Below are 26,340 nucleotides of genomic sequence, written 5' to 3' on the forward strand. Positions count from 1 at the left end.
TCAGCAGAGCGCGTCAAAGCGTCGCGATATACCCCGTCAATCGATGGGACTGGTAGAATCGCCGCCGGTTCACATGAGGTTTTTCCATGCACGATCCCCACAGCGAACGCATGAGTGGCAGTGAGACCCGCGCGGCAAGCGGTCTGGCCCTGGTGTTCGCCTTCCGTATGCTTGGCATGTTCATGGTGTTGCCGGTACTGGCGACCTATGGGATGGATCTGGCAGGAGCGACCCCGGCCCTCATCGGGCTGGCGATTGGCGCTTACGGCCTGACCCAGGCGATCTTCCAGATTCCTTTCGGCTTCATTTCCGACCGCATCGGCCGTCGTCCGGTGATTTACCTGGGGCTGATCGTCTTCGCCCTCGGTAGCGTGCTGGCGGCCAATGCCGATTCGATCTGGGGCGTGATCGCCGGACGAATCCTGCAAGGCGCCGGGGCGATTTCTGCGGCGGTGATGGCGTTACTGTCAGACCTGACCCGTGAACAGCATCGGACCAAAGCGATGGCCATGATCGGCATGACGATCGGTCTGTCGTTCGCTGTCGCGATGGTTGTAGGACCGTTGCTGACCCGCGCCTTCGGCCTGTCCGGATTGTTCCTCGCCACGGGCGGCATGGCGCTGTTCGGCATCGTGATCGTGATGTTCATGGTGCCGCGCTCGACCGGGCCGTTGCAGCACCGCGAGTCCGGTGTTGCGCGCCAGGCGCTGATACCGACGCTCAAGCACCCGGACCTGCTGCGTCTGGACCTGGGCATTTTTGTGTTGCACGCGATGTTGATGTCGAGCTTCGTTGCGTTGCCGTTGGCGCTGGTCGAAAAAGCCGGGCTGCCCAAAGAGCAGCATTGGTGGGTGTACCTGACCGCGCTGCTGATTTCCTTCTTCGCCATGATCCCGTTCATTATCTACGGCGAGAAGAAACGCAAAATGAAACGAGTTTTACTCGGCTCCGTCACGACGCTGATGCTCACTGAGCTATTCTTCTGGCAGTTCGGCGATAGCTTGCGAGCTCTGGTGATCGGAACGGTGGTGTTCTTTACTGCGTTCAACTTACTGGAAGCTTCTCTACCATCGCTGATCAGCAAGGTTTCACCGGCAGGCGGCAAAGGCACGGCGATGGGGGTTTATTCCACCAGCCAGTTCCTTGGCTCGGCGCTCGGTGGCATCCTCGGCGGTTGGCTGTTCCAGCATGGCGGTTTGTCGGTTGTATTCCTTGGATGCGCCGGCCTGGCTGCCCTCTGGCTGGCCTTTGCTGTTACCATGCGCGAACCACCTTATGTCACGAGCCTGCGCTTGCCGTTGTCGCCCGAGGCGATCCGCGAAGCGGGTCTGGTTGAGCGCCTGAAGGCCGTCGTAGGGGTAACAGATGCGGTGATCGTTGCTGATGAAGCAGCGATTTACATCAAATTGGACACAGAACTATTGGATCGCACCACCCTTGAGCGCCTGGTGAACAACCCGGCCGGGGCAGCGTGCGTAGCCTAGGAGAACGTTATGGCCCGTGGGGTTAACAAAGTCATATTGGTCGGCACTTGCGGCCAGGATCCCGAAGTTCGCTACTTGCCTAACGGTAACGCCGTGACCAACCTGAGTCTGGCGACCAGCGAACAGTGGACCGACAAGCAAACCGGTCAGAAGGTCGAGAAGACCGAATGGCACCGTGTGTCGATGTTCGGCAAAGTTGCCGAAATCGCCGGCGAGTACCTGCGTAAAGGTTCGCAGGTCTACATCGAAGGCAAGCTGCAGACCCGCGAGTGGGAAAAAGACGGTATCAAGCGTTACACCACTGAAATCGTGGTCGACATGCAAGGCACCATGCAACTGCTGGGCGGCCGTCCACAGCAGGGCGACCAACAAGGCGGGGGCAATAACTACCAGCAGTCCGCCCCGGCCCCACGCCAACAGGCTCCGCGTCCGCAGCAATCGGCAGCACCGCAACAGTCGCGTCAGGCTCCGGCTCCACAGCAGGCTGCTCCGCAACCGGCTCCGGATTTCGACAGCTTTGATGACGATATCCCGTTCTAAAAAGCAGCTATCCAGTCAGTAACAAAAAAGCGAAGCCATCTGGCTTCGCTTTTTTGTTGGCGCTATTAACTGAATAACGCGCTCACATTGGCCCGTGCCGAGTGCAGTTTCTTGTAGCTATCGATCAACCGCAGGTGCCTGTCGAGCCCCTCCAGTTTCAAGCTGGTCGGCGTCAAGCCATGGAAACGCACGCTGCCGTCCACAGAACCGATCGCTGCATCCGTGCGCTCGTTGCCAAACATCCGGCGGAAGTTGGCCTCGTAGTCTTCCAGTTCCAGGTCTTCGTCCAGCTTCATCTCCAGCACCACATTGACCGCCTGGTAGAACAAACCACGCTCAACCGTGTTGTCGTTGTACTGCAGGAACATTTCTACCGCCTCTTTCGCCTCTTCATATTGCTGCAAGGCGAGATAAATCAGCAGCTTCAACTCAAGAATCGTCAGCTGACCCCACGCCGTATTGTCGTCAAATTCGATGCCGATCAGGCTGGTGATGTCGGTGTAGTCGTCCAGCTCACTTTCCACCAGACGTTCAACCAGCGATTGCAGTTCTTCTTCGTTCAGGCGATGCAGGTTCAGGATATCGGCGCGGAAGAACAGCGCTTTGTTGGTGTTATCCCAGATCAGATCGTCCGCAGGATAGATTTCCGAATAGTCCGGCACCAGGATGCGGCACGCCGTTGCGCCGATGTGCTCGTAAACCGCCATGTACGATTCTTTGCCCATGCCTTTAAGAATGCCGAACAAGGTCGCGGCTTCCTCGGCATTCGAGTTTTCACCCTGGCCGGAGAAGTCCCACTCCACGAATTCGTAATCGGACTTGGAGCTGAAGAAGCGCCACGACACCACGCCGCTGGAGTCGATAAAGTGCTCGACGAAGTTGTTCGGCTCGGTCACCGCATGGCCTTCAAACGTCGGCTGGGGCAGGTCGTTGAGGCCTTCGAAGCTGCGGCCCTGCAACAATTCGGTCAAGCTGCGTTCCAGCGCCACTTCCAGGCTCGGGTGCGCGCCGAACGAGGCGAACACACCGCCGGTACGCGGGTTCATCAACGTGACGCACATCACCGGGAATTCACCCCCCAGGGACGCGTCCTTCACCAACACGGGGAATCCCTGCTCTTCCAGCGCCTGAATACCGGCCAGTATGGCGGGGTACTTTGCCAGCACGCTGGCCGGCACATCCGGGAGTGCGAATTCGCCTTCGATGATTTCGCGCTTTACCGCGCGCTCGAAGATCTCCGACAGGCACTGCACCTGGGCTTCGGCCAGTGTGTTACCGGCACTCATGCCGTTGCTCAGGAAAAGGTTTTCAATCAGGTTGGACGGGAAGTACACCACCTCACCGTCCGACTGGCGCACGTAGGGCAGCGAGCAGATGCCGCGCTCTTCATTGCCCGAGTTGGTGTCGATCAGATGGGAACCGCGCAACTCGCCCTCTCGGTTGTAAATCTTCAGGCAGTGCGCGTCGAGTATTTCGGCCGGCAGTTCATCTTTACGGCCAGGCTTGAACCAGCGCTCGTTCGGGTAATGCACAAACGGCGCGTTGGCGATGTCTTCGCCCCAGAACTGGTCGTTGTAGAAGAAGTTGCAGTTGAGTCGTTCGATAAACTCGCCCAACGCCGACGCCAACGCGCCTTCCTTGGTCGCACCCTTGCCGTTGGTAAAGCACATCGGTGAGTGCGCGTCGCGGATATGCAGCGACCACACGTTGGGCACGATATTGCGCCACGAGGCGATTTCAATCTTCATGCCCAGGTCCGCCAGAATGGCCGACATGTTGGCGATGGTTTGCTCCAGCGGCAGATCCTTGCCCGCGATATAGGTGTGCGCCTCTGAATTAGACGCAGGCATCAGCAACGCCTGGGCATCGGCGTCGAGGTTTTCCACCTCTTCGATCACAAACTCAGGCCCGGCTTGCACCACTTTTTTCACGGTGCAACGGTCGATGGAACGCAGGATGCCTTGGCGGTCCTTGTCGGAGATGTCCGCCGGTAGCTCGACCTGGATCTTGAAAATCTGGTTGTAACGGTTTTCCGGGTCAACAATATTGTTCTGCGACAGGCGGATGTTTTCGGTGGGGATGCTGCGAGTGTCGCAGTACAACTTCACGAAATACGCCGCACACAACGCCGACGAAGCCAGGAAGTAATCGAACGGACCCGGTGCCGAGCCATCGCCTTTGTAGCGGATAGGTTGATCGGCCACCACCGTGAAGTCGTCGAACTTGGCTTCAAGTCGAAGGTTGTCGAGAAAGTTGACCTTGATTTCCATGGGGGGTTACCAGAATAACGGGCTAGACGATTTGGTCGCCATTATCCGGCTTTTCGGCCGTAAGTCTCAGAAAAAAGGCCAGTCATATGCGCACGCGACTGGCCTTTTTTGTTTCGGGAGCGTCGGATTGCAGTATCTGACGCAGACGCGTTGGTCAGTGATGCGCCGCCAGGAACTCGTCAGTGGACACCACGCTTGCATAGGCGAAGCCTAGGGCCGACATGAACGCGGCGTGCACGTGGGCTGCCGGGACAGTGACGCCGTTAAATTCCAGATCACGGGTAGCGCAGGCGTCGTGAATCACCGTGACGGTGTAGCCAAGATCGGCGGCGGCACGGGTGACGCCGTCGATACACATGTGACTCATGCTGCCGACGACGACCAGTTCTTTGATGTCTTGCTCGTCGAGGATCGATTTCAGATCGGTTTCGCGGAACGAGTTGACGAAGTGCTTGAGCACGACCGGTTCGTCGGCGCGGTTGAGGACTTTGGGGTGCAGCTTCGCGCCTTCGGAGCCCGGAGTGAAAAAGGGCGCTTCGGCGGAGGTGAATTCGTGGCGGATGTGCACCACCGAATCACCGGCATCGCGGAAGGCTTTGATCAGTCGTGCGGCGTTGTCCGCGGCAGTGTCAGCGCCGACCAGCGGCCACTTGCCTTGGGGGAAGTAGTCATTTTGGAAATCGACTACGATGAGTGCTTGCTTGGCCATGACTGTTTCCTCGAAGTGCTTGTTGGTGTGGAATGAAGTATTGGGTCTGGCAGGCCGTCCGAGGATTGGCCGCACCGACAATAGAAGGGGGAAAACTGACAATGGACGCAGAAAAGCCAATCGCCGAGCTGGGTGTGCTGATCTATCCCGGTGCGCAGATGGCGGCGGTGCATGGGTTGACGGACTTGTTCGGGGTGGCGAACCGGATTGCCGCCGAGCATCAGGCGGCGCAGTTGCCGTTGCTGCGGGTCAGCCATTGGCAGGTTGATGGCGATCAGGCGCCCGAGCGGGTCTACGACAGTCATCCCGCTGCGGACGGCGCGTTGGTGGCGGTGTTGATCCCGCCGTCGATTGCCGGTTTTTCCGAAGGCCAGGCACCGCAGGGGCTGATTCGCTGGCTGCGTCAGCAACATGCCAATGGTGCGACACTCGGCGGGGTTTGTGTGGGGTCGATTCTGTTGGCCGAGAGCGGTCTGCTCGACGGTCGCAGCGCCACCACCCACTGGACCTCGGCCAAAACCTTCGCCGAGCGTTATCCGGCGATCAAGCTCAAGGCCGACACACCCATCGTTGACGACGGCGACCTGATCACCACGGCGGGGCTGATGGCGTGGTCCGAGCTGGGCTTGCGTCTGGTCAACCGTCTGCTGGGGCCGAGCATCGCCACCAGCACTGCGCGGTTTTTGGTGGTGGAACACAGCGACAGCGCCAGTGAATGCGGCAGCAATTTTTCACCCATTCTCAGCCATGGAGATGCTTCGATTCTCAAGGTCCAGCATTGGCTGCAAAGCACCGGAGCGACCGATGTGTCGCTGGCGACGATGGCCGAGCGGGCAGGACTGGAAGAACGCACGTTCCTGCGTCGATTTCGCGCGGCAACCGGGCTCAAACCCACCGAGTATTGCCAGCACCTGCGGGTCGGCAAGGCCCGGGAAATGCTTGAGTTCACCAACGGCACCATCGATCACATTGCCTGGACGGTGGGGTATCAGGATCCGAGTGCATTTCGGGCAACGTTCAAGAAGATTACCGGGTTGGCGCCGAGTGATTACCGGACACGGTTTGGGGTGACACCGACTGCCGTAACTCGGTAGCCAGATCACAACAGAACAAAATGTGGGAGCGGGCTTGCTCGCGAATACGGTGTGTCATTCAGCATTAATATCGACTGACAGATTGCATTCGCGAGCAAGCCCGCTCCCACATTTTGATCTGTGTAAGACTTCGGTCGTGCAAAATGCAGGGGTCTTGAAGGCTGTCGTGCAGAATCAAACAGGCAGGGTGCCATCATGTTTTTCGCAACTGGCTGATTTGAAAAACGTTTGTTATTGATCCGCCTTGGCCTGATCTCTGCACCCCTTCAACTACATTCATCAAGCGCAGATTGAAGGGGGACGCATGACCCCAGCAAATCGCAAGAAACTGGTGGTCGCCCACTCCGTGCGCCCCGAGGCTCCGTTGCACGAAGTGGAAACCAATCGTGCGCTGGCCCGTTGGCTGGCGCAGATCCTGGGGCTTAAATACGGCGGCAGTTACGACCCGGAGCTTCACAACGGTCGAGATCTGTATCTGTTGCCGACCCAGACACTTGTTGGCGCCGCTGCCGCCCGGCAATTGGGTGTCAAGGGGCCGGAGGATTTGTGGGGCGGTTACGTCGAGCATGATTTCATCTGCACCAAAGCCATCAGTCACGGGTTGCGCAACAAAAATGCTCACGCTCCGGAAGGCTGGTCACCGTTGTTTTGCGAACGTGTGCGCAGTGTGGTGCTCGACGGCCTCAGTGTTTTTTCCATGGACGATGCGCGGCCCGCGGCAGAACACCTGCTCTACACCGGTCCAATCCGCATCAAGCCTATTCATGCCTGCGCCGGACGCGGTCAGGAAGTGATCAAAAGCCTCGACCAGTTCGATGCCATCCTCGCCAGACCCGAGGCCAAAGCGCTGTTCACCGAAGGCGTGGTGCTGGAGCAGGACCTGGACCACGTGATCACCCACAGCGTTGGTCAGAGTTTTATCGGCGACACGGTGCTGAGTTATTGCGGTGATCAATACTTGACCAAAGACGGTCAGGGCGAGCAGGTTTATGGAGGGTCCAACCTGCTGGTGGTGCGGGGTGACTACGATGATCTGCTCGAACTGGAACTGCCGGACGATGTTCAGCTGGCGATCCACCAGGCGCAAGTGTTCGACCGTGCCGCGGATGAGGCTTATCCCGGTTTCTACGCTTCGCGGCGCAACTACGACATCGCCCAAGGCGTGGACAGTAACGGCAAACCGCGCAGCGGCGTGCTCGAGCAGTCCTGGCGGATGGGCGGTGCCAGCAGCGCCGAAGTCGCCGCCTTGCAAAGCTTCGTCAACGACCCCGGGATGCGCGCCATTCGCGTGTCGTCGGTCGAGACCTACAGCGACCAGCCGCTGCCGGCGGACGCCATCGAGGTGTATCGCGGGCCGGCGCAAAACAGTGACTTTCTTCTCAAGTACGTAACGGTTAAATCCTATGACGGCTAGAAGCGAAACCATTCAGATCGACATCGATGATGAACAGATGATTGGGACCTTTCTCAGTCCAAAATCGAAAGTGCCCGGCGTGCTCTTTGTGCACGGTTGGGGCGGCAGTCAGGAGCGGGACCTGGAACGGGCGAAAGGCATCGCCGGTTTGGGTTGCGTTTGCCTTACGTTCGACTTGCGCGGGCACACTGGCGGGGCCGGTCTTGCGCTGAATCGAGTCACGCGCGAAGACAACCTGCGCGATCTGCTGGCGGCGTATGACCGACTGCTCGCGCACCCGGCGCTCGATACCTCGGCGATTGCCGTGGTCGGCACCAGTTATGGCGGTTACCTGGCCTCGATCCTGACGTCTTTGCGTCCGGTGCGCTGGCTGGCGCTGCGGGTACCGGCGCTGTATCGCGATGATCAATGGCACACGCCCAAACGTGACCTGGACAAGCTCGATTTACGTGATTACCGCAGCACGATCGTCCGAGCCGACAGCAATCGCGCGCTGCATGCCTGTTCGCAATTCACCGGGGATGTGCTGTTGGTCGAGTCAGAGACTGACGACTATGTACCGCACGCGACCATCATGAGTTATCGCGCGGCCTGTCAGCAGACCCACTCGCTGACCCACCGGATTATCGACGGCGCTGATCACGCCTTGAGCGAGCCTGTTTCGCAGCAGGCGTACACCTCGATACTGGTGGGGTGGATCACAGAGATGGTGGTGGGCGAGCGGTTGAGCATTATTCAGTCATCGTGAAAAAACGGGACGGCTAATGCTTCGGTTTCTTCGAAATTCGCAACGACTTGGCCTTGGCTTCCACGATCAGGTACATCACCAGGGTAATCAGTAGCGGCAAGATGAAATAGATCGCCCGATACGCCAGCAATCCGGCCACCAGGCTGCCTCGGGACACTTCATGTTGCAGCAGCGCCACGAACACCGCTTCAAGCACGCCGAGCCCGGCAGGAATGTGCGTGATAACCCCGGCAATCGCGCTGATCAGCAACACCCCAAGCACCAGCGGGTAATCCAGCTTGCTCGGCAGCAAGGTGAAAATCACCGCCGCCATCAGCGACCAGTTCAGCGCCCCGAGGGCCAGTTGCAGCACCGCCATGCGCAGGGACGGCAGGTTGATTTCCACCCCGCGTATCGCCCACTCCCGTCGCTTGGAAAACTGACACGCTGCCAGGTACCCCGCGCTCACCAGCAACAACAACACGCCTACACCTTGCAAGGCGTCGCTGCTCAGCTTCCAGCCTGGCGGCATTCGCACCAGTCCGCTGCTGAACACTGCACCGGCAATCACCATGTAGCCGAACCAGTTTGTCGCCAGGCTCAACCCGAGAATTTTCGCGATGTTGCTCTTGCTCACCCCGAGTCGCGAATACAGCCGATAGCGCATGGCAATGCCGCCGACCCACGCGCTCAGATTGAGGTTGAAGGCATAGCTGATAATCCCTACCGGCAGGATCTGTTTCCACGTCAGGTCCTGGCGAATGTAGGTACGGCCGATCAGGTCGAAGCAGGCGTAAACCAGAAAACTCACCAACGTCAGAGCGGAGGCGATGATCAGCGTGCGCACCTTGAAATCTGCGAGGTTGTCGAACACTTCATCCCATTCGATGCGCTGGGCAAGCATGGTGAACAGCACGATCAGCGCCAGGAAAAACAGCATCGTCATCGGCCGTTTCCAGCGGCTCCAGCGGGATTTGGTCGGGTTGTCGGCGTGGGACGCCGGTTGTGTATCAGAGTGGCTCATCAGGTGTCACTCCCGGCGGAATGGGAAAAGCGTTTCAGGCGCGGCTGGTGCGCCGGCAGCCAACCGGCCCAGGCCGGGAAGTGCCGCAGGAAGTGAAACACCAGAAAGCCGACGGTCATGTGCCAGACCCGCCCGCGCGGGGACTTGTCTGCGGACATGACCTTGCAGTGGTTGTTACTCAAGTCTTCGAGGCGCTCGAACAGGTCGCGGTTGAAGGCGCGATCGCGGATCAACACATTGGCTTCCAGGTTCAAGGACAGGCTCAACGGGTCGAGGTTGCTCGAACCGACCGTGCTCCAATCCTCATCCACCAGCGCGACTTTGCCGTGCAGCGGACGGTCGCAATATTCGTAAATCTGCACACCGGACTTGAGCAGGTAGTCATAGGTCATGCGCGCGGCGAGTTTGGCCGCCAGCATGTCGGGCTGACCTTGCAGGATGAGGCGCACATCGACGCCACGGCGCGCCGCGTCGCGGATCTCGCGCAGCAGGCGATAGCCCGGAAAGAAGTAGGCATTGGCGATCACCACCCGGCGCTGGGCACTGCGCAGCACCTGCCGGTAAACCTCTTCGATGTCGGTCGGATGTTCGCCGTTGTCGCGGTACACCAGGCGAACCTGGCCGTCATGATCGGTGAACGCCAGCTCCGAGCGCCGTTGCCTGCGGCGTTGCCACCAGTATTTGGCGCGAGCCGGGCGACCGCATTGCAGCAAGGCGAAGTGATGGATGTCGGCCACCGCCGGGCCTTGCACTTCAACGGAATAATCCTGTTTGGCCTCAGGGCCGAAGTCAGCCAGATGGTCGGCAGAAAAGTTGATGCCGCCGATGAACGCAATCGTGCCGTCGACCACCACGATCTTGCGGTGCAGGCGGCGGAACCAGTTGGTGCGGATGCCCAGAGTTTTGGGCGCCGGGTCGAAAATCTGGATGCGCACGCCGGCCTCGCTCAGGGCGGCGAGGTATCCCGTGCTCAGTTCACCGCAGCCAAAGCCATCGAGACTGGCGGTGATTCGCACGCCGCGTTGAGCGGCGGCGATCAGTACTTCCTGCAGCTCATCACCGACCTTGTCCTCGAACACAATGAAGGTTTCCAGGAGGATTTCAGTCTTGGCCTGACGCATCGCTTCGAACACCCGAGGGAAATACGCTTCGCCGTTTTCCAGCAGCTCTACGCGGTTGTTGCCTTGCCAGCCATATTCGACGTCGACCACGCCCGGCTCACGAATCGGCGGGGTTGTGGATAAGTGCTCCACGTTGGTTTTATCCATCGATGGGCTGCTCATAGCTCGATCTCCACCGACAGCGGTGCATGGTCGGAAAGGTGTGACCAGGGCCGCGCGGCCAGCACTTGCGGTTGACTGGCCTTGAGGTTGCGCACGTAGATGCGGTCAAGGCGCAACGCCGGCAAGCGTGCTGGAAAACTGCGCGCCGGTTTGCCGTGGAGTTCGGCGAAAACCTCCCGCAACCCGCTGGGTTTGAGCAGTGCGTCGGCACGCTGGCGCCAGTCGTTGAAGTCACCGGCAACGATCACCGGGGCATCGCTGGGCAGTTCTTCGAGGCGCTGGGCCAGCAACTTGAGCTGTTCGGTGCGGTGGGTTTCGCGAAGGCCCAGATGCACACAAATGGCATGCACTTCCTGGCCGTCACCGGGCAGGCGCAGCACGCAATGCAGGATGCCACGGTTCTCGTGACCGCTGATGGAGACGTCGAGGTTGTCGTGGCGAATGATCTGGAATTTCGACAGCAGTGCATTGCCGTGATCGCCCGCCGGATAGACCGCGTTGCGCCCATAGGCGAACTGCGGCCACAGGGTGTCGGCGAGGAATTCGTATTGCGGCATCGCCGGCCAATTGCTGTAGCGCTGGGGATGACGCTCGTGGGTGCCGTGGACTTCCTGCAAAAACACCACGTCGGCGGATACGCTGCGCACCGCTTCGCGCAATTCCGGCAGGATGAAACGCCGGTTGAGCGCGGTGAAGCCCTTGTGCGTGTTGACCGTCAGCACGGTAAAGCGGCGCACGGAGGTGATGATGGGTTGCTGTTCGTCGGTGGTGCCGACCGGTTCGGAAATGCTCATGACAGCACTCCTTCGGCGGCCCGTTCACCGGGTCGGGTGGCGAGGTCTTTATCCAGATGAAAGCGCTCCAGCAAGCGGCGGGCATCGAAGGGCGCGCGGACTTTGATGTCGTTGTCGAAGTAGCAAAACACCTCACGGTACTTGCGCGCCTTGGGCTTTTGCCGGGGTGCGATCAGCTGCGGGTCGGGCGGTTGCTGACCGTGGTACCAGGCCTCGATCCGGTCACCCCAACGCTTCAGCGCCTCGGGGGTGTAACCGCTGGCATAGAGTTCTTCGGCACCGTGCAGGCGCAGGTAAACGAAGTCGCTGGTGAGGTCTTCGCGGTACGGCCATTTACCGGCGGTGTCGGCGATCACCAGCGCAGCATTGTGGCGTTTGAGCAGGCGGATGAAGGCGGGGTCGACGAAGCTCTCATTCCTGATTTCTACGGCATGGCGCAAAGGCTTTTTTCCGTAGGTCTTCAGGCTGGCGTGACCGTTCACGTGCGAATCATGCTGGCGGGCGAGGGCAGCGGCCTCTTCGGTGTTGTGGGGCAACTGCTCGAGAAAGGTCTCGAACAACTCGGCATCGAATTTGAAGTTGGGCGGGAATTGCCAGAGGATCGGGCCGAGTTTTTCCTTGAGTTCCAGCACCCCGGACGCAAAGAAATTCGCGAGGGGTTTATGGATGTCCCGCAGTCGCCTGATGTGGGTGATGAAACGCGGGGCTTTGACGCTGAAAACGAAGCCCCTCGGGGTTTCGGCGTACCACTGGGCATAACGTTCGGGCCGTTGCAGGGCGTAAAACGATCCATTGATTTCGATGCTGTTGACTGCCCGTGAGGCGAATTGCAATTCGCGCTTGTGGGTCAGCCCCTTCGGGTAGAAATCCCCCCGCCAGGGCGTGTAGCGCCAGCCTGAAATACCGATGTGGATCGCCGCCATATCGCCTCCCGTCTGATGGTCTTTCGGACTGCCCCTGTCTTTTGATGACTGCGGGGCGGGCGAGAAAGTTTCGACGGGACTACGGACGGTCAACACACCACTTTTCGCATCTTGTAGGAGCAAGGCTTGCCCGCGATGGTGGCGGCACATTCAATGTTGATGTGACTGATAAACCGACATCGCGAGCAAGCTTTGCTCCTACAAAAGCAATCAGTGACCGGCGACGATGCGGGTCGAGCCTTCAACCGGTTCGGCATACACCGGACCCAACCGATCAAGACGACCGCTCCACGCGGTCAGCGCCAACGCGACCAGCACCACCAGACCACCGATCCATGCGGTGTGAATCAGGCCCATGTGAGCAACGATCAAGCCACCGCCCCACGCGCCACCGGCGATGCCGAGGTTGAACGCGGCGATGTTCAGGCCCGACGCGACGTCCACCGCGTGCGGGGTGTGATGTTCGGCCTGACGCACCACGTAAACCTGCAGGCCCGGCACGTTGCCGAACGCAACCGCACCCCAGACCAGCACGGTGGCCAGGGCCAGCCATGGGTTGCCAGCGGTAAAGGTCAGTACGAACAACACGGCAGCGAGCAGGGCGAAGATGATTTTCAGGGCGCTGATCGGGCCGCGTTTGTCCGCCAGTTTGCCACCCCAGATGTTACCGACGGCCACCGAGATGCCATAGACCAGCAGCACCAGGCTAACGGTGCTGGCGCTGAAGCCGGAAATGTCCTGGAGAATCGGTGCCAGGAAGGTGAACGCGATGAACGAGCCGCCGTAACCAACCGCTGTCATGGCGTACACCAGCAGCAGACGGGGTTGCTTGAGCACCTGCAATTGCTGCAACAGTGAAGCCGGTTTGCTGTGGGCAATGTTTTTCGGCACGTAAAGCAGGCTGCCGATGAACGCGATCACCCCCAGTGCAGACACCGCGAGGAAGGTTTCACGCCAGCCGAAATGCTGACCAATGAACGTCCCCAGTGGCACGCCGGTAACCAGTGCCACCGTCAGGCCGGTGAACATGATGGCGATCGCACTGGCGGCTTTCTCCTTCGGCACGAGGCTGGTGGCGATGGTCGAGCCAATCGAAAAGAACACCCCGTGGGCCAGGCCGGTGACGATCCGCGCAATGATCAGCGACTCGTAACTCGGCGCTTTCCAGGCCAGCAGGTTGCCGAGGGTGAACAGCACCATCAACGACAACAGCAGCATTTTGCGCGGGACTTTGCCGGTGAGGGCGGTCAGCACCGGGGCGCCAATGGCAACGCCCAATGCGTAGAGGCTGACCAGCAGGCCGGCGGACGGCAGGCTGACGCCGAGGTCGGCGCCGATGGTGGGTAACAGGCCAACGATGACGAACTCGGTCGTCCCGATGGCGAAGGCGCTGAGGGTCAGCGCGAGCAAGGCAATGGGCATGGCTGCAACTCCGGTGGATTGATTGATGGAGCGCAGTGTCCGGGTTTGGGTTGTGTGGAAAAATAGAGGGATGGGCATTTGATATTTGCTTTGTGCGCAAAGATCAAAAGCGCCCCCTCACCCTAACCCTCCCGAAACGTCGGACCGCCCCAAAGGGGCGAGGGGACTGACCGAGTTGTTCTTAAAGCTACATCGACCTGAAAGACCTGAGTCGAACTCAGGTTTGAAAAACATGAAGATCGGCTCCCTTTCCCCCTCTCCCCTCTGGGGAGAGGGCTGGGGTGAGGGGTGGCCCTTGATTTCACCCAAAAACCGAACTTGCCTACAATTCCTCGATCAGTTCCTTACCGACCCTTTTGCAGGAGCACCGCGTTTGTTCAAGTTCAAGACCGCGATACTACTGGGGGCATTGGCGATTCTGGGCAGCAACGAGCTGGAGGCAGCCGCACTGCCGGGTGTGCCGGCGGCGGCCACGGCCACGACACCACTGGCCCACCCCGAACCGCTGGTACAGGGTGGTTTGCTGGGTGCCATCAGTTCGAGCATTGAGGAAGTCCAGGGAAAACTCGATCTCAACGAGGACCTGTTGGACGCCTGGCGTCTGCGGGCAGACCGGGCGGCGGTTGAGGTGGATCAACTGGTCAATCATCCATCGTCCCGCTCGAGCTGGAGCGTGGCGGGGGATTTCCTGCTGTTGTCCGGTGTGTGGATTGGCGTTTTCGCGCTGCTCTGGTTGCTTGGCGGGCTGCTCGCCAAACGTCTGTGCCAGAACCGCCTGCTGCTGACTCGCGAGCGCGGTCAGGCGTTACTCGGTTATGTGTTGCCCTACACGGTTCCGGCGCTGATCAGCCTGCCGCTGACGCTGTATGTCAGCCACTTTCTGCAAGTGTCCGCCGGCCGGGCGCTGGCATTGTGTTTCGCCTATGCCACCAGCAGCGGCATTTTCGCCGCGTCGTTGCTGTTGTCGCTGGTGGTGCTGTTCAACGCCGGCCACAAACGCCGAGCGGTGCAGATTATTCGTCAGTACAGCCCACGACCGCTGTTTTTGATGGGCTTCCTCGTGGCCCTGAGCGACGGCTTGACCAGCCCGCAGATCGCCCGCCTGCTCGGCGGCAATCTCACCAGCAGCGTCGCGGTGTTCACCGGGGTGGCGGCCTCGGTCACCTTTGGCATTTTGGTGATCAAGATGCGCCGTCCGGTCGCCCATCTGATCAGCATTTTGCCGTTGGCCCAGCGCCTCAGTCAGCCGGCCTTGCGTGAAATGCTGCGGATCTTTTCCGGGCTCTGGTACTGGCCGATTCTGTTGATGGTGCTGGTGTCGGTGATCAACCTCATCGGCATTGGCGATGACAACCAGAAAGTCCTGCGCTGTGCGCTGTTTACCACGGTGTTGCTGATTGCGACGGTGTTTCTCAGCACGTCGCTTCATCACCTCTTCAAGTCGCGCAGTGAGTTGGCCGTGCGCCGCAGCAGTGCCTACAAAGAACGCTTTATCAGCCTTTCGCACGCGTTGCTGCGCATCGCACTGGCGATTGTGTTCATCGATGTCCTGGGGCGAATCTGGGGTGTGTCGCTGTTTGAGTTTGCGGTGAGCAATTCGGTCGGCCGGGCGATCAGTGATTCCCTGAGCCGAATCGGTTTGATTTTCCTGGTGACCTGGATGGTCTGGGTGGTATTGGACACGGCGATTCAGGAAGCCCTGAAACCCCCTGTCAGCAAACGCTCGGCGCGCCAGCCCAGCACCCGGGTCAAAACCATTCTGCCGCTGCTGCGCAACGCGATCAAAATCGTCCTGGTGGTGATCTGCGCCATCACCACCATGGCTAACCTGGGGATCAACGTTGCACCGTTTCTGGCCGGTGCCGGAGTCGTGGGGCTGGCGATCGGTTTCGGATCCCAGCAGCTGGTGCAGGACGTGATCACCGGGTTGTTCATCATCATCGAAGACACGTTGTCGATTGGCGATTGGGTGGTACTCGACTCTGGCCACGCCGGCACCGTCGAAGGCCTGACCATCCGCACCTTGCGCCTGCGCGACGGCAAGGGGTTTGTGCACTCGGTGCCGTTCGGTCAGATCAAGGCCGTGACCAATCAATCGCGGCAATTCGCCTATGCGTTTTTCTCGGTGCAATTCACTTACGACACCGATGTCGACAAGGCTATCGAGTTGATCCGCGAGGCCGGGGATTCCATCCGCGACGATGCGTTCCTCAAGTACAACCTGCAAGGGCCGCTGGATGTGTTTGGTGTCGACAAGATGGACCTTAACGGCGTGGTGCTGACGGCTCAGTTTCGCACGGTGTCGGGTGGGCAATACGCGGTCAGTCGCGCGTTCAACCAGCGTTTGAAAAAGCTTGTGGATAACAGCCCGTGGGTGCATTTCGCGCAGACTTATCCACAGCAGGTCTTGATGCCCAGACAGGGTGTTGAGCCACTGCAAAGCGATGGGCTTGTGTCGGAGCATTCATCGGTGTTCCTGCCGGATCAGCCGAGAACCCAATGATTTGTGTTGGGGCGGACGGCCCCTTCGCGAGCAGGCTCGCTCCCACAATGTTCCGTGTTGAATATCATTTTTGGGCCGGACACAAATCCCCTGTAGGAGCGAGCTTGCTCGCGAAGGGGCCAGACCAGGCAAAGCTAATGCCGGATCAGTTTGTTGTGTAGTTCGGCAGTTGATTGCTGATCCAGCTCCAGCCAGAAAGTCTGCTTGCCGGCAATCTCGGCAGCGGCCGGCAACCCATCGCGATACACCAATCGATTACTCGCCAATGCCGGTACTTTTGCACCCGGTAAAAGCGTCCCGGCGAGGTTCAGTGGATCAACCCCACACACGGCAATCAAACTCCCGTCATGCGGCCGTCGCCGCACCTCGCGCAGCAACGGTATGGCCTCGGGCAACGCAAACTGTTCACCGGCCAAGCCACTGACAAACCGCCCGCCGCGAATCTCGCCGCGAGCTTCCAGCCGATGGAACGTGCGCAGCAATTCCCGCCAGCTCGGCAGCCAATCGGCTTCACGTTCCAGCAAGCGCCAGAACACCACGCCGTAGCGCCGGAGCAAGGTCATGGCGATGTGTTCAAGGGTGTCGGTCGGTGTGGGTGCCGGACGTTTGTTATCCACAACCGGAGCTTGCGCGCCGCGTCGCAGCAAGGCCCAGCGCCCGGCATCGTCCATCCCGCCGACAAACGCTCCGCGCCCGCGTCGGCTGCTGCGATTCTGGCGCTTGCTGGCCGGGGTGATCAGCGCTCGCAGACCGGCGAAGCTGTCGGCATTCACCAACCCGGCGCCGACCAATTCCTGCAAGGCGATTTCCAATTCCGAGCGCAGCAGATGAGCTTCATGAGTCAGCTCATCGAAAAACAGCGCGCCGTGTTGGCTGAGTGCTTCATAAACTTTTTGCGTCTTGGGCGACAGCTCGCTGACAGGTGTCTGCTCGGTCAATCCGCTCCACAACCCGACCTGACTGCGTGGCAGCAGCAGAATCGGTGTGCTGCGCAGCGCCGTGCTGGCGCTTTTGTTGCGCGCGGTCAGCCGCGTCCACACCAGTTTTCCGTTGCGACACAGGTCATCCAGCCAACTCGCTGAATAGTCTTTTATTCGTGCCGGCAAAATATCGCTGTCCCAGGCTGAAGCGGCGGCGGGGTAGCCTTCGAACTGACCGACTATCGCGGGCAATACTGCGTTGCCCTGACCCTGAGTTGCAGCGGACAGATGCTGCCAGTCGAACAGGAAACGCATGAAATCCTGCAACGCCACGGGCTCGATTTCCCGCCGCAGACGCTTGACGGTGTAGCGGTGAATCCGCGCCAGCAGGTGCCGCTCGCACCATTCTTCCTCCGCCGTGCCGGGCGTGAATTGACCGCGCAACACATAGCCTTCGCGTTCCAGTTGCGCCAACGCCTGGGTGACTTGAGTCGCCGGCAAAGCGAGCGGTCCGGCAATCGCGTTCAGCGGCAACGGACCGAACGCGCTGAGCCGCGCCCGAATTACTTCCAGCACCGCTTCGTCCGCCGTCCAGACTTCATCGAATCCGGGCAACACCTCCAACGGTGGCTGCAAAATCGCGTGTGGATAAATCGCGTTCAGGCAAGTCAGCCGCTCCAGTGCCAACCATAGCGCTTGCCCGGCATTGACTTGCAAGCGGCTGGCGCGACCGCTGTCGGCCAGGGCGTTCAGCCAATCGAGCCAGTCTGGATTAGCCAAGGCCTCGGCGTCGGAGATGCACGCGAGGCTCATCAACGCCTCATGCATTTCATCGACGCCGGTGGGCGTTGGCCAGGCTTCCTCGCGCACCGCTTGAATCGCGTCCGCATCCAGCGCACCGAGGTCGTCGGTGGACTGTGGATCGCTCCAGCGGCGGTTGAGCACTGCTTGAGTGCGGCGCTCTTCCAGCGGCGCATCGTCGAGAAAGGTGTAGGGCCGGGCACTGAGAATTTCCGCTGCCAGTGGTGAGGGCGCCGGCAGGTCGCGGCTGATCAGGCGGATGTCACCGCGCTCCATGCGCCGCAACAACGCCAGCCAGCCTTCGCTGTCCATGGCTTCGTGCAGGCAATCGTCGAGGGTTTGTTCCACCAGTGGATGGTCGGGAATTTCCCGTTCGCCGGCGAGGTTTTCCACGCAGGCAATCTGATCGGGAAACACGCTGGCGATCAGGTCTTCGCTTTTCATCCGCTGGATCTGCGGCGGGACTTTGCGTCCGCCACTGTAGCGCGGCAGCGCCAGCGCGACCCCGGCATTCCAGCGCCAGCGCACACCGAACAGCGGCGCGTCGAGCACGGCTTGAATCAGGGTGTGCTCGGCGCTGTTGCTGTGCAGGTAGCGCCAGACGTCATCGAGTTCAAAACTGTGGCCGGTGGACAGCGACAGGACGATGGCGTCTTCGCTGGCGGCGGCCTGCAATTCGAAGTTGAAGGTGCGGCAAAAACGCTTGCGCAGGGCCAGGCCCCAGGCACGGTTGATGCGGCTGCCGAACGGCGTGTGGATGATCAGTTGCGTGCCGCCGGACTCGTCGAAAAACCGCTCCATCAGCAGCGTGTCTTGTGACGGCAGGGCGCCCAATGTCAGGCGCGCACGGGCCAGGTAATCGATCAATTGTTCGGCACTGGCCAGGTTCAGACCGAGGGTGTCGGTCAGCCAGTCGGTCGCGGGCTGCAAGTGACCGGGTGTGGCGCCGAGCAGCTCATCGAGTTGCGCTTGCAGGCGGGCCACGGCGAACGACAGTTCAGCGCTGCGCCCCGGCGCTTCGCCGAGCCAGAAGGGAATGGTCGGCGGTTGGCCCTGAGCGTCTTCGACCCGGACCTTGCCGGTTTCGACTCGCAGAATCCGGTAGGAGGTATTGCCCAACTGGAAGATATCCCCGGCGATGCTTTCCACCGCAAAGTCTTCGTTGACGCTGCCGATGTTCAGCCCTTGGGGTTCGAGTAAAACGCTGTAGTCGGCGTTGTCCGGGATCGTCCCGCCGCTGGTCACGGCCGTCAGCTTGGCGCCCCGGCGACCGCGCAGGGTGCGGGTCACAGCGTCGCGGTGCAGGTAAGCGCTGCGGATGCCGAGGCGACCGTTGTAGCCTTCGGCGAGCATCTGCAGCAGCGCTTGATAATGCTTTTCGTCGAGCTCGCTGTAGGGCGAGGCGTTGCGGAACATCTCCAGCAGCGCCTGCTCCTGCCATTCCTGGCAACTGACCTCGGCGATGATTTGTTGCGCGAGTACGTCCAGTGGCGCCTTGGGGATCAGCAAGGTGTCGAGTTCGCCGCGCCGCACGCAGTCGAGCAGGGCGGCGCACTCGATCAGGTCGTCGCGGGTGGTGGCAAACAAACGGCCCTTGGGCGTGCCGCCGACTTGGTGCCCGGAGCGGCCGACCCGTTGCAGAAACCCGGCAATCGAACGCGGTGAAGCAATCTGGCAGACCAGATCGACATCGCCGATGTCGATCCCCAGTTCCAGGGACGCCGTGGCGATCAACACTTGCAGCTCGCCGCGCTTGAGGCGCTGTTCGGCGTCGAGACGAAACTCCTTGGCCAGACTGCCGTGGTGGGCGGCCACCGCGTCCTTGCCGAGGCGTTCGCTCAAGTGACGGCTCAGGCGTTCGGCGAGGCGGCGGGTGTTGACGAAAATCAGCGTGGTGCGGTGTTCGCGGGCGAGGGCGGCGAGGCGGTCGTAGACCAGTTCCCAGATGTCATTGGCCATCACCGCCGACAACGGCACCGGCGGCACTTCGATGTCCAGATCCCGCGGGCGGGCGTGGCCGATGTCGATGATTTCGCACGCACGCTCACGGCCAACCAGAAATTGCGAGACGGCTTCAATGGGTTTTTGCGTGGCAGACAGGCCGATCCGCATCAGCGGTTGTGCGCATAAAGCTTGCAGTCGCTCGAGGCTCAGGGCCAGATGACTGCCGCGCTTGCTGGCGGCGATCGCGTGAATTTCGTCGACGATCACCGTGCGGGCGGTACTGAGCATTTGTCGACCGGAGTCGGAGCCGAGCAGCACGTAAAGGGATTCCGGGGTGGTCACCAAGATATGCGGCGCGGTCTTGCGCATCGCCGAGCGGTCTTTTTGCGGTGTATCGCCAGTGCGCACGGCAGTGTTGATCTGCAATTGCGGCAGGCCCATCGCGCGTAACTGCTCGGTGATGCCGGCCAGTGGGTCTTGCAGGTTGATCTGGATGTCGTTGGACAAGGCCTTTAGCGGCGAAACGTAGACCACCAGGGTTTCATCCGGCAGATGACCGCCGTTGGCCATTGCGCGGTGGACCAGATCGTCGATGACCGCGAGGAACGCGGTGAGGGTCTTGCCGGAGCCTGTGGGTGCGGCGACCAGGGTCGAACGGTGCTGGCGGATCAACGGCCACGCCCGGGCCTGGGCGGCGGTGACCGTCGGGAAGGTGCTGCTGAACCAGGCGCTGACGGCGGGGTGGAAGCCTGCCAGGGCGCTGTCCGTCGGGATTGGCAGATTCATGTCCTGATTTATGCGGGTGAGTCGGGGAAGTTGCAAGCCCTTGAAGCTGACCGGTATCCCTGTGGTGAGGGGGCTTGCCCCCGTTGGGCTGCGAAGCGGCCCCAGAATCAACAAATATGTTTCGTCTGGCACACCGCATCGACTGGATAGCGACTGCTTCGCAGCCGAACGGGGCGATGCGGCGTTCCGACAAGCCTCCTCGCCACACAGGCGCCGCAGATCTCAGGTATCTACACTTTACGGATGACGGTTGCGCACTAAACCCGCAAAATGCAACGATTCCGGCAACTATCGACGGCATCGCCCGCGAGCGGTGTCGATAAAGCCATTGTTTCAATCAGACTGGGCCTGCTGACTCTATGCGAATGCGCCTTATGTTACTGGGCGGCGGAAATGCCCTTGGGCAGGCGCTGATTCGCCTCGGTGCGGAGGAAGATATCGGCTTCCTCGCCCCCCGCCCACCGCAAGACGGCTGGGACGCCGCGAGCCTGACGCAACTGCTCGACGACACCCGTCCAGACGCGTTGATCAACCTCGCCTATTACTTCGACTGGTTTCAGGCGGAGACGGTCAGCGAACAACGTCTGGCCGGGCAGGAACGGGCGATCGAGCGTCTGGCCGAACTGTGCCAGCATCACAACATCGTGCTGCTGCAACCGTCGAGCTATCGTGTGTTCGATGGCTCCCGGGCGACGGCCTACAGCGAAAAAGACGAACCGGTGCCCTTGGGCCTGCGCGGTCAGGCCTTGTGGCGGATCGAACAAAGCGTCCGCGCCACCTGCCCGCAACACGTGTTGCTACGATTCGGCTGGCTGCTGGATGACAGCCCCGACGGCACCCTCGGGCGTTTCCTCGGCCGCGCCGAACTACCGGAAGAATTGCTGATGGCCGATGATCGCCGGGGCAATCCGACGCCGGTGGATGACGCCGCCCGAGTGATCATCTCGGTCCTCAAGCAACTCGATTGCTCGGCTCCGCTGTGGGGCACCTACCATTACGCCGGGCATGAGGCGACCACACCGCTGGCACTTGGGCAGGCGATCCTCAGCGAAGCACGCGCCCTGCATCCGCTGGCCATCGAAGCGCCGACCGCCCAGGCTCACGCCGCCCGGCCCGACGCCGCCGAAGAACCGCAACACGCGGTGCTGGCCTGCAAGAAAATTCTGCACACTTTCGGGATCAAACCCCGCGCCTGGCGTGCGGCACTCCCGGGTTTACTGGATAGGTTTTATCGCCATGGCTGACGGCCCCGTTTTAATCACCGGCGGCGCCGGTTTCATCGGCTCGCACCTCACCGATGCTTTACTCGCCAAGGGCCATTCGGTGCGCATCCTCGATGACCTCTCCACCGGCAAACGCAGCAACTTGCCACTGGACAATCCCGGCGTCGAACTGATCGTGGGCGATGTCGCCGATGCCGCGCTGGTCGCGCAGGCGATGGTCGGTTGCAGCGCTGTGGCGCACCTGGCCGCGGTGGCGTCGGTGCAGGCGTCGGTGGATGATCCGGTGAAGACTCACCAGAGCAATTTCATTGGTTCGCTGAATGTCTGCGAAGCCATGCGCCAGACCGGCGTCAAGCGGGTGCTGTACGCGTCCAGTGCAGCGGTCTACGGCAACAATGGCGAAGGCGAGTCTATCGACGAAGACACGCCCAAGGCGCCGTTGACGCCCTACGCGTCGGACAAATTGGCGAGCGAGCATTACTTCGACTTTTACCGTCGCCAGCATGGTCTGGAACCGGTGATTTTCCGCTTCTTCAACATCTTCGGCCCGCGCCAGGATCCGTCCTCGCCGTACTCCGGGGTGATCAGCATTTTCAGCGAACGCGCACAGAAGGGCCTGCCGATCACGGTGTTCGGTGACGGTGAGCAGACTCGTGATTTCGTCTACGTCGAAGACCTGGTCGACTTGCTGGTGCAAGCCATCGAGAAACCGCAGGTCGAAGTCGGTGCGGTCAATGTCGGCTGGAATCAAGCCACGACCCTCAAGCAAATGCTTGAAGCCCTTGAAGCGGTGGTCGGTCCATTGCCGCCGGTGAGCTATGGCCCGGCGCGCTCCGGTGACATCCGCCACTCGCGAGCGAACAATCAGCGTTTGCTGGAGCGCTTTACCTACCCGGAACAGACACCGATGCGTGTCGGCCTGGCGCGGTTGTTGGGACGCTGAGGTTTTCCGCGACCATGAAAAAGGCGCCTTTCGAGGCGCCTTTTTTTGTGCAGAGATTTTAGAACTTGTAACCCAGGCCAACCATGTAGATGAACGGGTCTACGTCCACATCGACCTTGGCGCGAGTGCCCTGCGCCACTGCGTTATTTTGCACTGTCGCGGTGGTGTCGATGTCGATGTAGCGCACCTGGGCGTTGATCATGATGGTGTCGGTCAGCATGTAGTCGGCGCCGACCTGGAACGCCATGCCCCAGGAGTTATCTGCCTTGAAGTTACTGAAGCCGTTGGCGCTGGCTTCGCTGCCAACGTGCTCGTCGTAGATCCAGGTGTAGTTGATACCGGCGCCGACATACGGCTGGAACGCGGACTTCGAGTCCAGTGGGTAGTACACAACGCTCAGCGTCGGTGGCAGGTGTTTCAGCGAACCGAGTTTGCCGTTGGCTGCGCCCAGGGCGGTGCCTTTGAGCTTCACGTCATGCTCGAACGGCGAGGCCGCCAGCAGCTCGATCCCCCAGTGGCTGTTGAGCATGTAAGCGAAGTTCAGACCCAGTTGCGTGTCGCTGCTCATAGTGGCCTTGCCACCCAGATCGGCACCCTTCAGCGGACCTTGATCAACCTTGACGCTGGAGCTGTCGGCTTTCGGGTTGACGGTGATTGCACCGGCGCGAACGATGATATCGCCGGCTTCGTGGGCGTAGGCTAACGGTGCTGCGAGCGCGAGGGCTAACAGCGAAGCGCTGAGCAAAGACTTGTGCATGGAGGGCTCCAAAGGACGTTAAAAATTTTTGATGTCCAATGGTACGGAGGCGTCTGGTACGGTCTTTTGACTCAGCTCAATGAAACAGTGATGGCCCTGATTTTGTTGGCGCCTATGATGGCCTCATCGCGAGCAGGCTCGCTCCCACAGGGGATTTGTGTTGATGCACAGATTAAATGTGGGAGCGAGCCCGCTCGCGATGGCTATCTATCAAACACCCCATAACTCCCGGTTTCACTCCGGCAATTCGTACACATAAATCTTGTCCGCCTGCATCTGATACCCGGCATCCGCCAACTCGCTGGTCGACGCTTTAACCTGTAATGCCCCCTCGATCCAGTACGGCTGATACAACTCGTCGAGCTTCACACCCACCTCGCTTTTGACGTGTACGATCTGGTTCGACGGCGGTGGCGGCACGTGGATGCAGGCGCCGAAGTAAGGCACCAGCAGAAACTCGGTAGTGCGACCTTCTTCACTCACTTCCAGCGGCACGATGTAGCCCGGCAGCCGAATGTGCTGACCGTCGAGACTCTTCACCACCGGCGCATTGGGCATGTCTTGCTTGGCCGCGGGCGCCGACTCGGCGGCCAACGCGTTGCCCATCTGCGACAGGTCGTGCAGCGGCGTCATGTTCGGCACTTCCGGCGCGGCGTCCGGCGGGATCATTTCCGGCCAGGTCAGGTCTTTCGGCTCGGCCGCCCACAGGGGCAGGGCGACCAGCATCAACAGCGCAAGCACAGCGCGGGGCATGTTCAACGTCCTCATAAACGGATCGACAGGCCATCGGCCAGGGATTGGCGATACGCGCGCCAGGCCGGCACGCTGCCCATTAGCAACGCGGCGATCAGGATGCCGCCGAGCAGCGTCCATTCATATTCGCTCGGCCAGGCCAGCGGCAGGTACAAGCCGTAATTGGCTTGCACATAACCTTGGGCCAACGCGATGCCCACATACAGCAGCGCCACCCCGGCGATCACGCCCGACAGCGCCAAGGCAAACGCCTCCAGCACCAGCAACGTCGCGATGTGCCACGGCCGGGCACCCACCGAACGCAGAATCGCCATCTCCCGACGGCGTTCGTTGAGACTGGTGAGGATCGCCGTGAGCATGCCGATCAACCCGGTCAGCACCACGAACAGCGAGACCACGAACAAGGCTTTTTCCGCCGTGCTCATCAAACTCCACAGTTCTTGCAGCGCCACGCCCGGGAGGATCGCCAGCATCGGTTCACCCCGAAATTCGTTGATCTCACGTTGCAGCGCGAAGGTCGAAATCTTGCTGTTGAGGCCGAGCATGAACGCGGTGATCGCTTGCGGCGTCAGGTCCATGTTACGAGCCTGATCGGCACTGATCCGACCGTTGCCGCGCGCCGGCACGCCGTTGTGCCAGTCGATGTGAATCGCTTCCATACCGCCGAGGCTGATGTGCAACGTGCGGTCCACCGGGGTGCCGGTGCGTTTGAGAATGCCGACCACGGTGAACGGCTTGTCGTCGTGCTTGACCAGGCTGATCACCGCCACGCCGTGGGCCAGCACCAGTTTGTCGCCGAGTTTGTAATGCAGCGCATCGGCCACTTCGGCACCGAGTACCACTTCGAACGGGTCAGTGGCGAAGGCGCGGCCGTCGGCCAGTTCCAGGTGTTGCTGATGACCGTATTGGTAATGCTCGAAGTACGCCTCGGTGGTGCCCATCACCCGATAACCGCGATGGGAATCGCCGAGGGACATCGGGATCGCCCACTTCACTTTCGGGTTGTTGGCAAAGTGTTCGAAGCTGTCCCAACGGATGTTGTTGGTGGCGTTGCCGATGCGGAACACCGAGTACAGCAACAGGTTCACCGAGCCGGAACGGGCGCCGACGATCAGGTCGGTACCGCTGATGGTGCTGGCAAAACTGGCCTTGGCTTCGGTGCGCACCCGTTCCACCGCCAGCAGCAGGCAGACCGACAGGGCGATGGCGAACGCGGTGAGGATCGCGGTGAAGCGGCGGTTAGCCAGGCTGGCCATGGCTAGACGAAACAAATACATCTCAGACCTCGGACGGGGTGGCGGCGCGATTGAGATCGGCCAGCGACAGGTGGCGATCGAACAGCGGCGCGAGGCTTTGGTCATGGCTGACAAATAATAGGCTCGCCCCGGCTTCGCGGCATTCGGCGAACAGCAAGCGAATGAAGTTCTCGCGGGCGTCATAATCCAGGGCCGAGGTCGGTTCGTCGGCGATCACCAATTCAGGCTGACCGATCAACGCGCGCGCAGCGGCCACCCGTTGCTGTTGGCCGATGGACAGCGAATCGGCGCGACGACTGAGGATGCTCTCGTCCTTCAGACCCAAGTGGGCGAGGAGGGTGGCCGCCGCCTGATCGATGCTGCCGTGGCGCAGGATCGCTCGTTCAGCGCGTAGCTTGGAGAAGTGGCAGGGCAACTCAACGTTCTCACGCACCGAAAGAAACGGCAGCAAGTTGAACTGCTGGAAGATGTAGCCGGTGTGATTGACCCGGAAGCGGTCGCGAGCGCCGGCCGAGAGTTCGCTCAGTTCCTGGCCCAGCAATCGGATGCTGCCGCGATTGGGCTTCTGCACACCGCCGAGCAGGCCGAGCAGGGTGGTCTTGCCGCTGCCGCTGGGGCCTTTGAGGAACAGGGTTTCGCCGGGTTCCAGGCGAAACGCCGGGATATCCAGCAGCGGCGGATGACCGGGCCAACTGAAGCCCAGGTCGGACAGTTCGATGAGTGCTTGGGTCATAGCGCCGATTTCATGGGTTTGGTGACCTGTAGGAGCT

20 protein-coding genes are annotated in these 26,340 nt (G+C 60.7%); 8 read left to right on the top strand and 12 right to left on the bottom strand.

The genetic code is table 11. The annotated features are described in order from the left end of the window. Nucleotides 1-86: 86 nt before the first annotated feature. Nucleotides 87-1,484, top strand: coding sequence for an MFS transporter (locus PMI27_RS10725; protein ID WP_008145504.1), 1,398 nt, complete (start codon nt 87-89; stop codon nt 1,482-1,484). A 9-nt stretch (nt 1,485-1,493) separates the two neighbouring features. Then, nucleotides 1,494-2,024, top strand: a complete 531-nt coding sequence (locus tag PMI27_RS10720) for a single-stranded DNA-binding protein (protein WP_008145505.1) — start codon at nt 1,494-1,496, stop codon at nt 2,022-2,024. Between the two features lie 65 nt (nt 2,025-2,089). Here PMI27_RS10720 and PMI27_RS10715 read toward each other — a convergent pair whose 3' ends face one another. Both PMI27_RS10715 and PMI27_RS10710 read right to left on the bottom strand, forming a co-directional pair. Further along, nucleotides 2,090-4,294 (bottom strand): OsmC domain/YcaO domain-containing protein, encoded by a 2,205-nt coding sequence (locus tag PMI27_RS10715; RefSeq protein ID WP_008145506.1) that lies wholly within the window; start codon nt 4,292-4,294, stop codon nt 2,090-2,092. A gap of 154 nt (nt 4,295-4,448) precedes the next feature. Next, complete coding sequence (locus tag PMI27_RS10710; RefSeq protein ID WP_008145507.1) at nt 4,449-5,003, bottom strand: cysteine hydrolase family protein; 555 nt, start codon at nt 5,001-5,003, stop codon at nt 4,449-4,451. A 101-nt stretch (nt 5,004-5,104) separates the two neighbouring features. On the opposite strand from PMI27_RS10710, the gene PMI27_RS10705 reads away from it, so the two are divergent. The 3 genes from PMI27_RS10705 (at nt 5,105) to PMI27_RS10695 (ending at nt 8,259) form a co-directional block, all read left to right on the top strand. Next, nucleotides 5,105-6,097: a GlxA family transcriptional regulator gene (locus tag PMI27_RS10705; protein WP_008145508.1), complete on the top strand. Its 993-nt coding sequence runs from the start codon at nt 5,105-5,107 to the stop codon at nt 6,095-6,097. 304 nt (nt 6,098-6,401) lie between these two features. Further along, a complete protein-coding gene (locus PMI27_RS10700; RefSeq protein WP_008145509.1) occupies nt 6,402-7,511 on the top strand; it encodes a DUF3182 family protein in 1,110 nt (369 codons plus the stop codon). Further along, nucleotides 7,501-8,259 (top strand): alpha/beta hydrolase family protein, encoded by a 759-nt coding sequence (locus PMI27_RS10695; protein WP_008145510.1) that lies wholly within the window; start codon nt 7,501-7,503, stop codon nt 8,257-8,259. Before PMI27_RS10700 ends, PMI27_RS10695 begins: the two co-directional genes overlap by 11 nt. A gap of 13 nt (nt 8,260-8,272) precedes the next feature. Here the strand turns inward: PMI27_RS10695 and PMI27_RS10690 are convergent, their stop codons facing one another. The 5 genes from PMI27_RS10690 to PMI27_RS10670 all read right to left on the bottom strand — a co-directional run bounded on the left by PMI27_RS10690 (nt 8,273) and on the right by PMI27_RS10670 (nt 13,684). Further along, a complete protein-coding gene (locus PMI27_RS10690; RefSeq protein WP_008145512.1) occupies nt 8,273-9,262 on the bottom strand; it encodes a lysylphosphatidylglycerol synthase domain-containing protein in 990 nt (329 codons plus the stop codon). Further along, nucleotides 9,262-10,545 (bottom strand): cardiolipin synthase ClsB, encoded by a 1,284-nt coding sequence (clsB, locus tag PMI27_RS10685; protein WP_008145513.1) that lies wholly within the window; start codon nt 10,543-10,545, stop codon nt 9,262-9,264. The genes PMI27_RS10690 and clsB overlap by 1 nt, the downstream gene beginning before the upstream one ends. Continuing rightward, entirely contained in the window at nt 10,542-11,339 is a 798-nt protein-coding gene (locus PMI27_RS10680; protein ID WP_008145514.1) for an endonuclease/exonuclease/phosphatase family protein, read from the bottom strand. Before PMI27_RS10680 ends, clsB begins: the two co-directional genes overlap by 4 nt. After that, nucleotides 11,336-12,262, bottom strand: coding sequence for a DUF72 domain-containing protein (locus PMI27_RS10675; RefSeq protein WP_008145515.1), 927 nt, complete (start codon nt 12,260-12,262; stop codon nt 11,336-11,338). Before PMI27_RS10675 ends, PMI27_RS10680 begins: the two co-directional genes overlap by 4 nt. A gap of 210 nt (nt 12,263-12,472) precedes the next feature. After that, entirely contained in the window at nt 12,473-13,684 is a 1,212-nt protein-coding gene (locus PMI27_RS10670) for an MFS transporter (RefSeq protein ID WP_008145516.1), read from the bottom strand. Between the two features lie 373 nt (nt 13,685-14,057). On the opposite strand from PMI27_RS10670, the gene PMI27_RS10665 reads away from it, so the two are divergent. Then, complete coding sequence (locus PMI27_RS10665; protein WP_033053403.1) at nt 14,058-16,187, top strand: mechanosensitive ion channel family protein; 2,130 nt, start codon at nt 14,058-14,060, stop codon at nt 16,185-16,187. A 134-nt stretch (nt 16,188-16,321) separates the two neighbouring features. Here PMI27_RS10665 and PMI27_RS10660 read toward each other — a convergent pair whose 3' ends face one another. Further along, nucleotides 16,322-20,638: a DEAD/DEAH box helicase gene (locus PMI27_RS10660; RefSeq protein ID WP_008145519.1), complete on the bottom strand. Its 4,317-nt coding sequence runs from the start codon at nt 20,636-20,638 to the stop codon at nt 16,322-16,324. 359 nt (nt 20,639-20,997) lie between these two features. Between PMI27_RS10660 and PMI27_RS10655 the strand changes: the two genes are divergently transcribed. Then, a complete protein-coding gene (locus tag PMI27_RS10655; RefSeq protein WP_033053404.1) occupies nt 20,998-21,882 on the top strand; it encodes a sugar nucleotide-binding protein in 885 nt (294 codons plus the stop codon). Next, nucleotides 21,875-22,804, top strand: coding sequence for an NAD-dependent epimerase/dehydratase family protein (locus PMI27_RS10650; protein ID WP_008145521.1), 930 nt, complete (start codon nt 21,875-21,877; stop codon nt 22,802-22,804). Before PMI27_RS10655 ends, PMI27_RS10650 begins: the two co-directional genes overlap by 8 nt. Nucleotides 22,805-22,862: 58 nt before the next feature. Here the strand turns inward: PMI27_RS10650 and PMI27_RS10645 are convergent, their stop codons facing one another. The 4 genes from PMI27_RS10645 to PMI27_RS10630 form a co-directional block, all read right to left on the bottom strand. Continuing rightward, nucleotides 22,863-23,561 carry an OmpW/AlkL family protein gene (locus tag PMI27_RS10645; RefSeq protein ID WP_008145522.1) on the bottom strand — a complete coding sequence of 233 codons (699 nt, stop codon included), beginning with the start codon at nt 23,559-23,561 and terminating at the stop codon, nt 22,863-22,865. A 234-nt stretch (nt 23,562-23,795) separates the two neighbouring features. After that, nucleotides 23,796-24,314 carry a DUF3299 domain-containing protein gene (locus PMI27_RS10640; RefSeq protein WP_008145523.1) on the bottom strand — a complete coding sequence of 173 codons (519 nt, stop codon included), beginning with the start codon at nt 24,312-24,314 and terminating at the stop codon, nt 23,796-23,798. 11 nt (nt 24,315-24,325) lie between these two features. Next, nucleotides 24,326-25,591 (bottom strand): ABC transporter permease, encoded by a 1,266-nt coding sequence (locus PMI27_RS10635; protein ID WP_024164579.1) that lies wholly within the window; start codon nt 25,589-25,591, stop codon nt 24,326-24,328. A 1-nt stretch (nt 25,592) separates the two neighbouring features. Then, nucleotides 25,593-26,303, bottom strand: coding sequence for an ABC transporter ATP-binding protein (locus tag PMI27_RS10630; RefSeq protein WP_008153514.1), 711 nt, complete (start codon nt 26,301-26,303; stop codon nt 25,593-25,595). Between the last annotated feature and the right edge of the window lie 37 nt (nt 26,304-26,340).

It is taken from the genome of Pseudomonas sp. GM41(2012), from assembly GCF_000282315.2.
GTDB lineage: Bacteria > Pseudomonadota > Gammaproteobacteria > Pseudomonadales > Pseudomonadaceae > Aquipseudomonas.

Excerpts from the sequence above, each read along its gene's own strand:
- PMI27_RS10640 (WP_008145523.1), bottom strand. The coding sequence starts at position 24,314 with ATGCCCCGCGCTGTGCTTGCGCTGTTGATGCTGGTCGCCCTGCCCCTG.
- PMI27_RS10700 (WP_008145509.1), top strand. The coding sequence starts at position 6,402 with ATGACCCCAGCAAATCGCAAGAAACTGGTGGTCGCCCACTCCGTGCGC.
- PMI27_RS10705 (WP_008145508.1), top strand. The coding sequence starts at position 5,105 with ATGGACGCAGAAAAGCCAATCGCCGAGCTGGGTGTGCTGATCTATCCC.
- PMI27_RS10680 (WP_008145514.1), bottom strand. The coding sequence starts at position 11,339 with ATGAGCATTTCCGAACCGGTCGGCACCACCGACGAACAGCAACCCATC.
- PMI27_RS10715 (WP_008145506.1), bottom strand. The coding sequence starts at position 4,294 with ATGGAAATCAAGGTCAACTTTCTCGACAACCTTCGACTTGAAGCCAAG.
- PMI27_RS10645 (WP_008145522.1), bottom strand. The coding sequence starts at position 23,561 with ATGCACAAGTCTTTGCTCAGCGCTTCGCTGTTAGCCCTCGCGCTCGCA.
- PMI27_RS10675 (WP_008145515.1), bottom strand. The coding sequence starts at position 12,262 with ATGGCGGCGATCCACATCGGTATTTCAGGCTGGCGCTACACGCCCTGG.
- PMI27_RS10725 (WP_008145504.1), top strand. The coding sequence starts at position 87 with ATGCACGATCCCCACAGCGAACGCATGAGTGGCAGTGAGACCCGCGCG.
- PMI27_RS10630 (WP_008153514.1), bottom strand. The coding sequence starts at position 26,303 with ATGACCCAAGCACTCATCGAACTGTCCGACCTGGGCTTCAGTTGGCCC.
- PMI27_RS10650 (WP_008145521.1), top strand. The coding sequence starts at position 21,875 with ATGGCTGACGGCCCCGTTTTAATCACCGGCGGCGCCGGTTTCATCGGC.
- PMI27_RS10690 (WP_008145512.1), bottom strand. The coding sequence starts at position 9,262 with ATGAGCCACTCTGATACACAACCGGCGTCCCACGCCGACAACCCGACC.
- PMI27_RS10710 (WP_008145507.1), bottom strand. The coding sequence starts at position 5,003 with ATGGCCAAGCAAGCACTCATCGTAGTCGATTTCCAAAATGACTACTTC.
- PMI27_RS10655 (WP_033053404.1), top strand. The coding sequence starts at position 20,998 with ATGCGAATGCGCCTTATGTTACTGGGCGGCGGAAATGCCCTTGGGCAG.
- PMI27_RS10695 (WP_008145510.1), top strand. The coding sequence starts at position 7,501 with ATGACGGCTAGAAGCGAAACCATTCAGATCGACATCGATGATGAACAG.
- clsB (WP_008145513.1), bottom strand. The coding sequence starts at position 10,545 with ATGAGCAGCCCATCGATGGATAAAACCAACGTGGAGCACTTATCCACA.
- PMI27_RS10720 (WP_008145505.1), top strand. The coding sequence starts at position 1,494 with ATGGCCCGTGGGGTTAACAAAGTCATATTGGTCGGCACTTGCGGCCAG.
- PMI27_RS10660 (WP_008145519.1), bottom strand. The coding sequence starts at position 20,638 with ATGAATCTGCCAATCCCGACGGACAGCGCCCTGGCAGGCTTCCACCCC.
- PMI27_RS10670 (WP_008145516.1), bottom strand. The coding sequence starts at position 13,684 with ATGCCCATTGCCTTGCTCGCGCTGACCCTCAGCGCCTTCGCCATCGGG.
- PMI27_RS10635 (WP_024164579.1), bottom strand. The coding sequence starts at position 25,591 with ATGTATTTGTTTCGTCTAGCCATGGCCAGCCTGGCTAACCGCCGCTTC.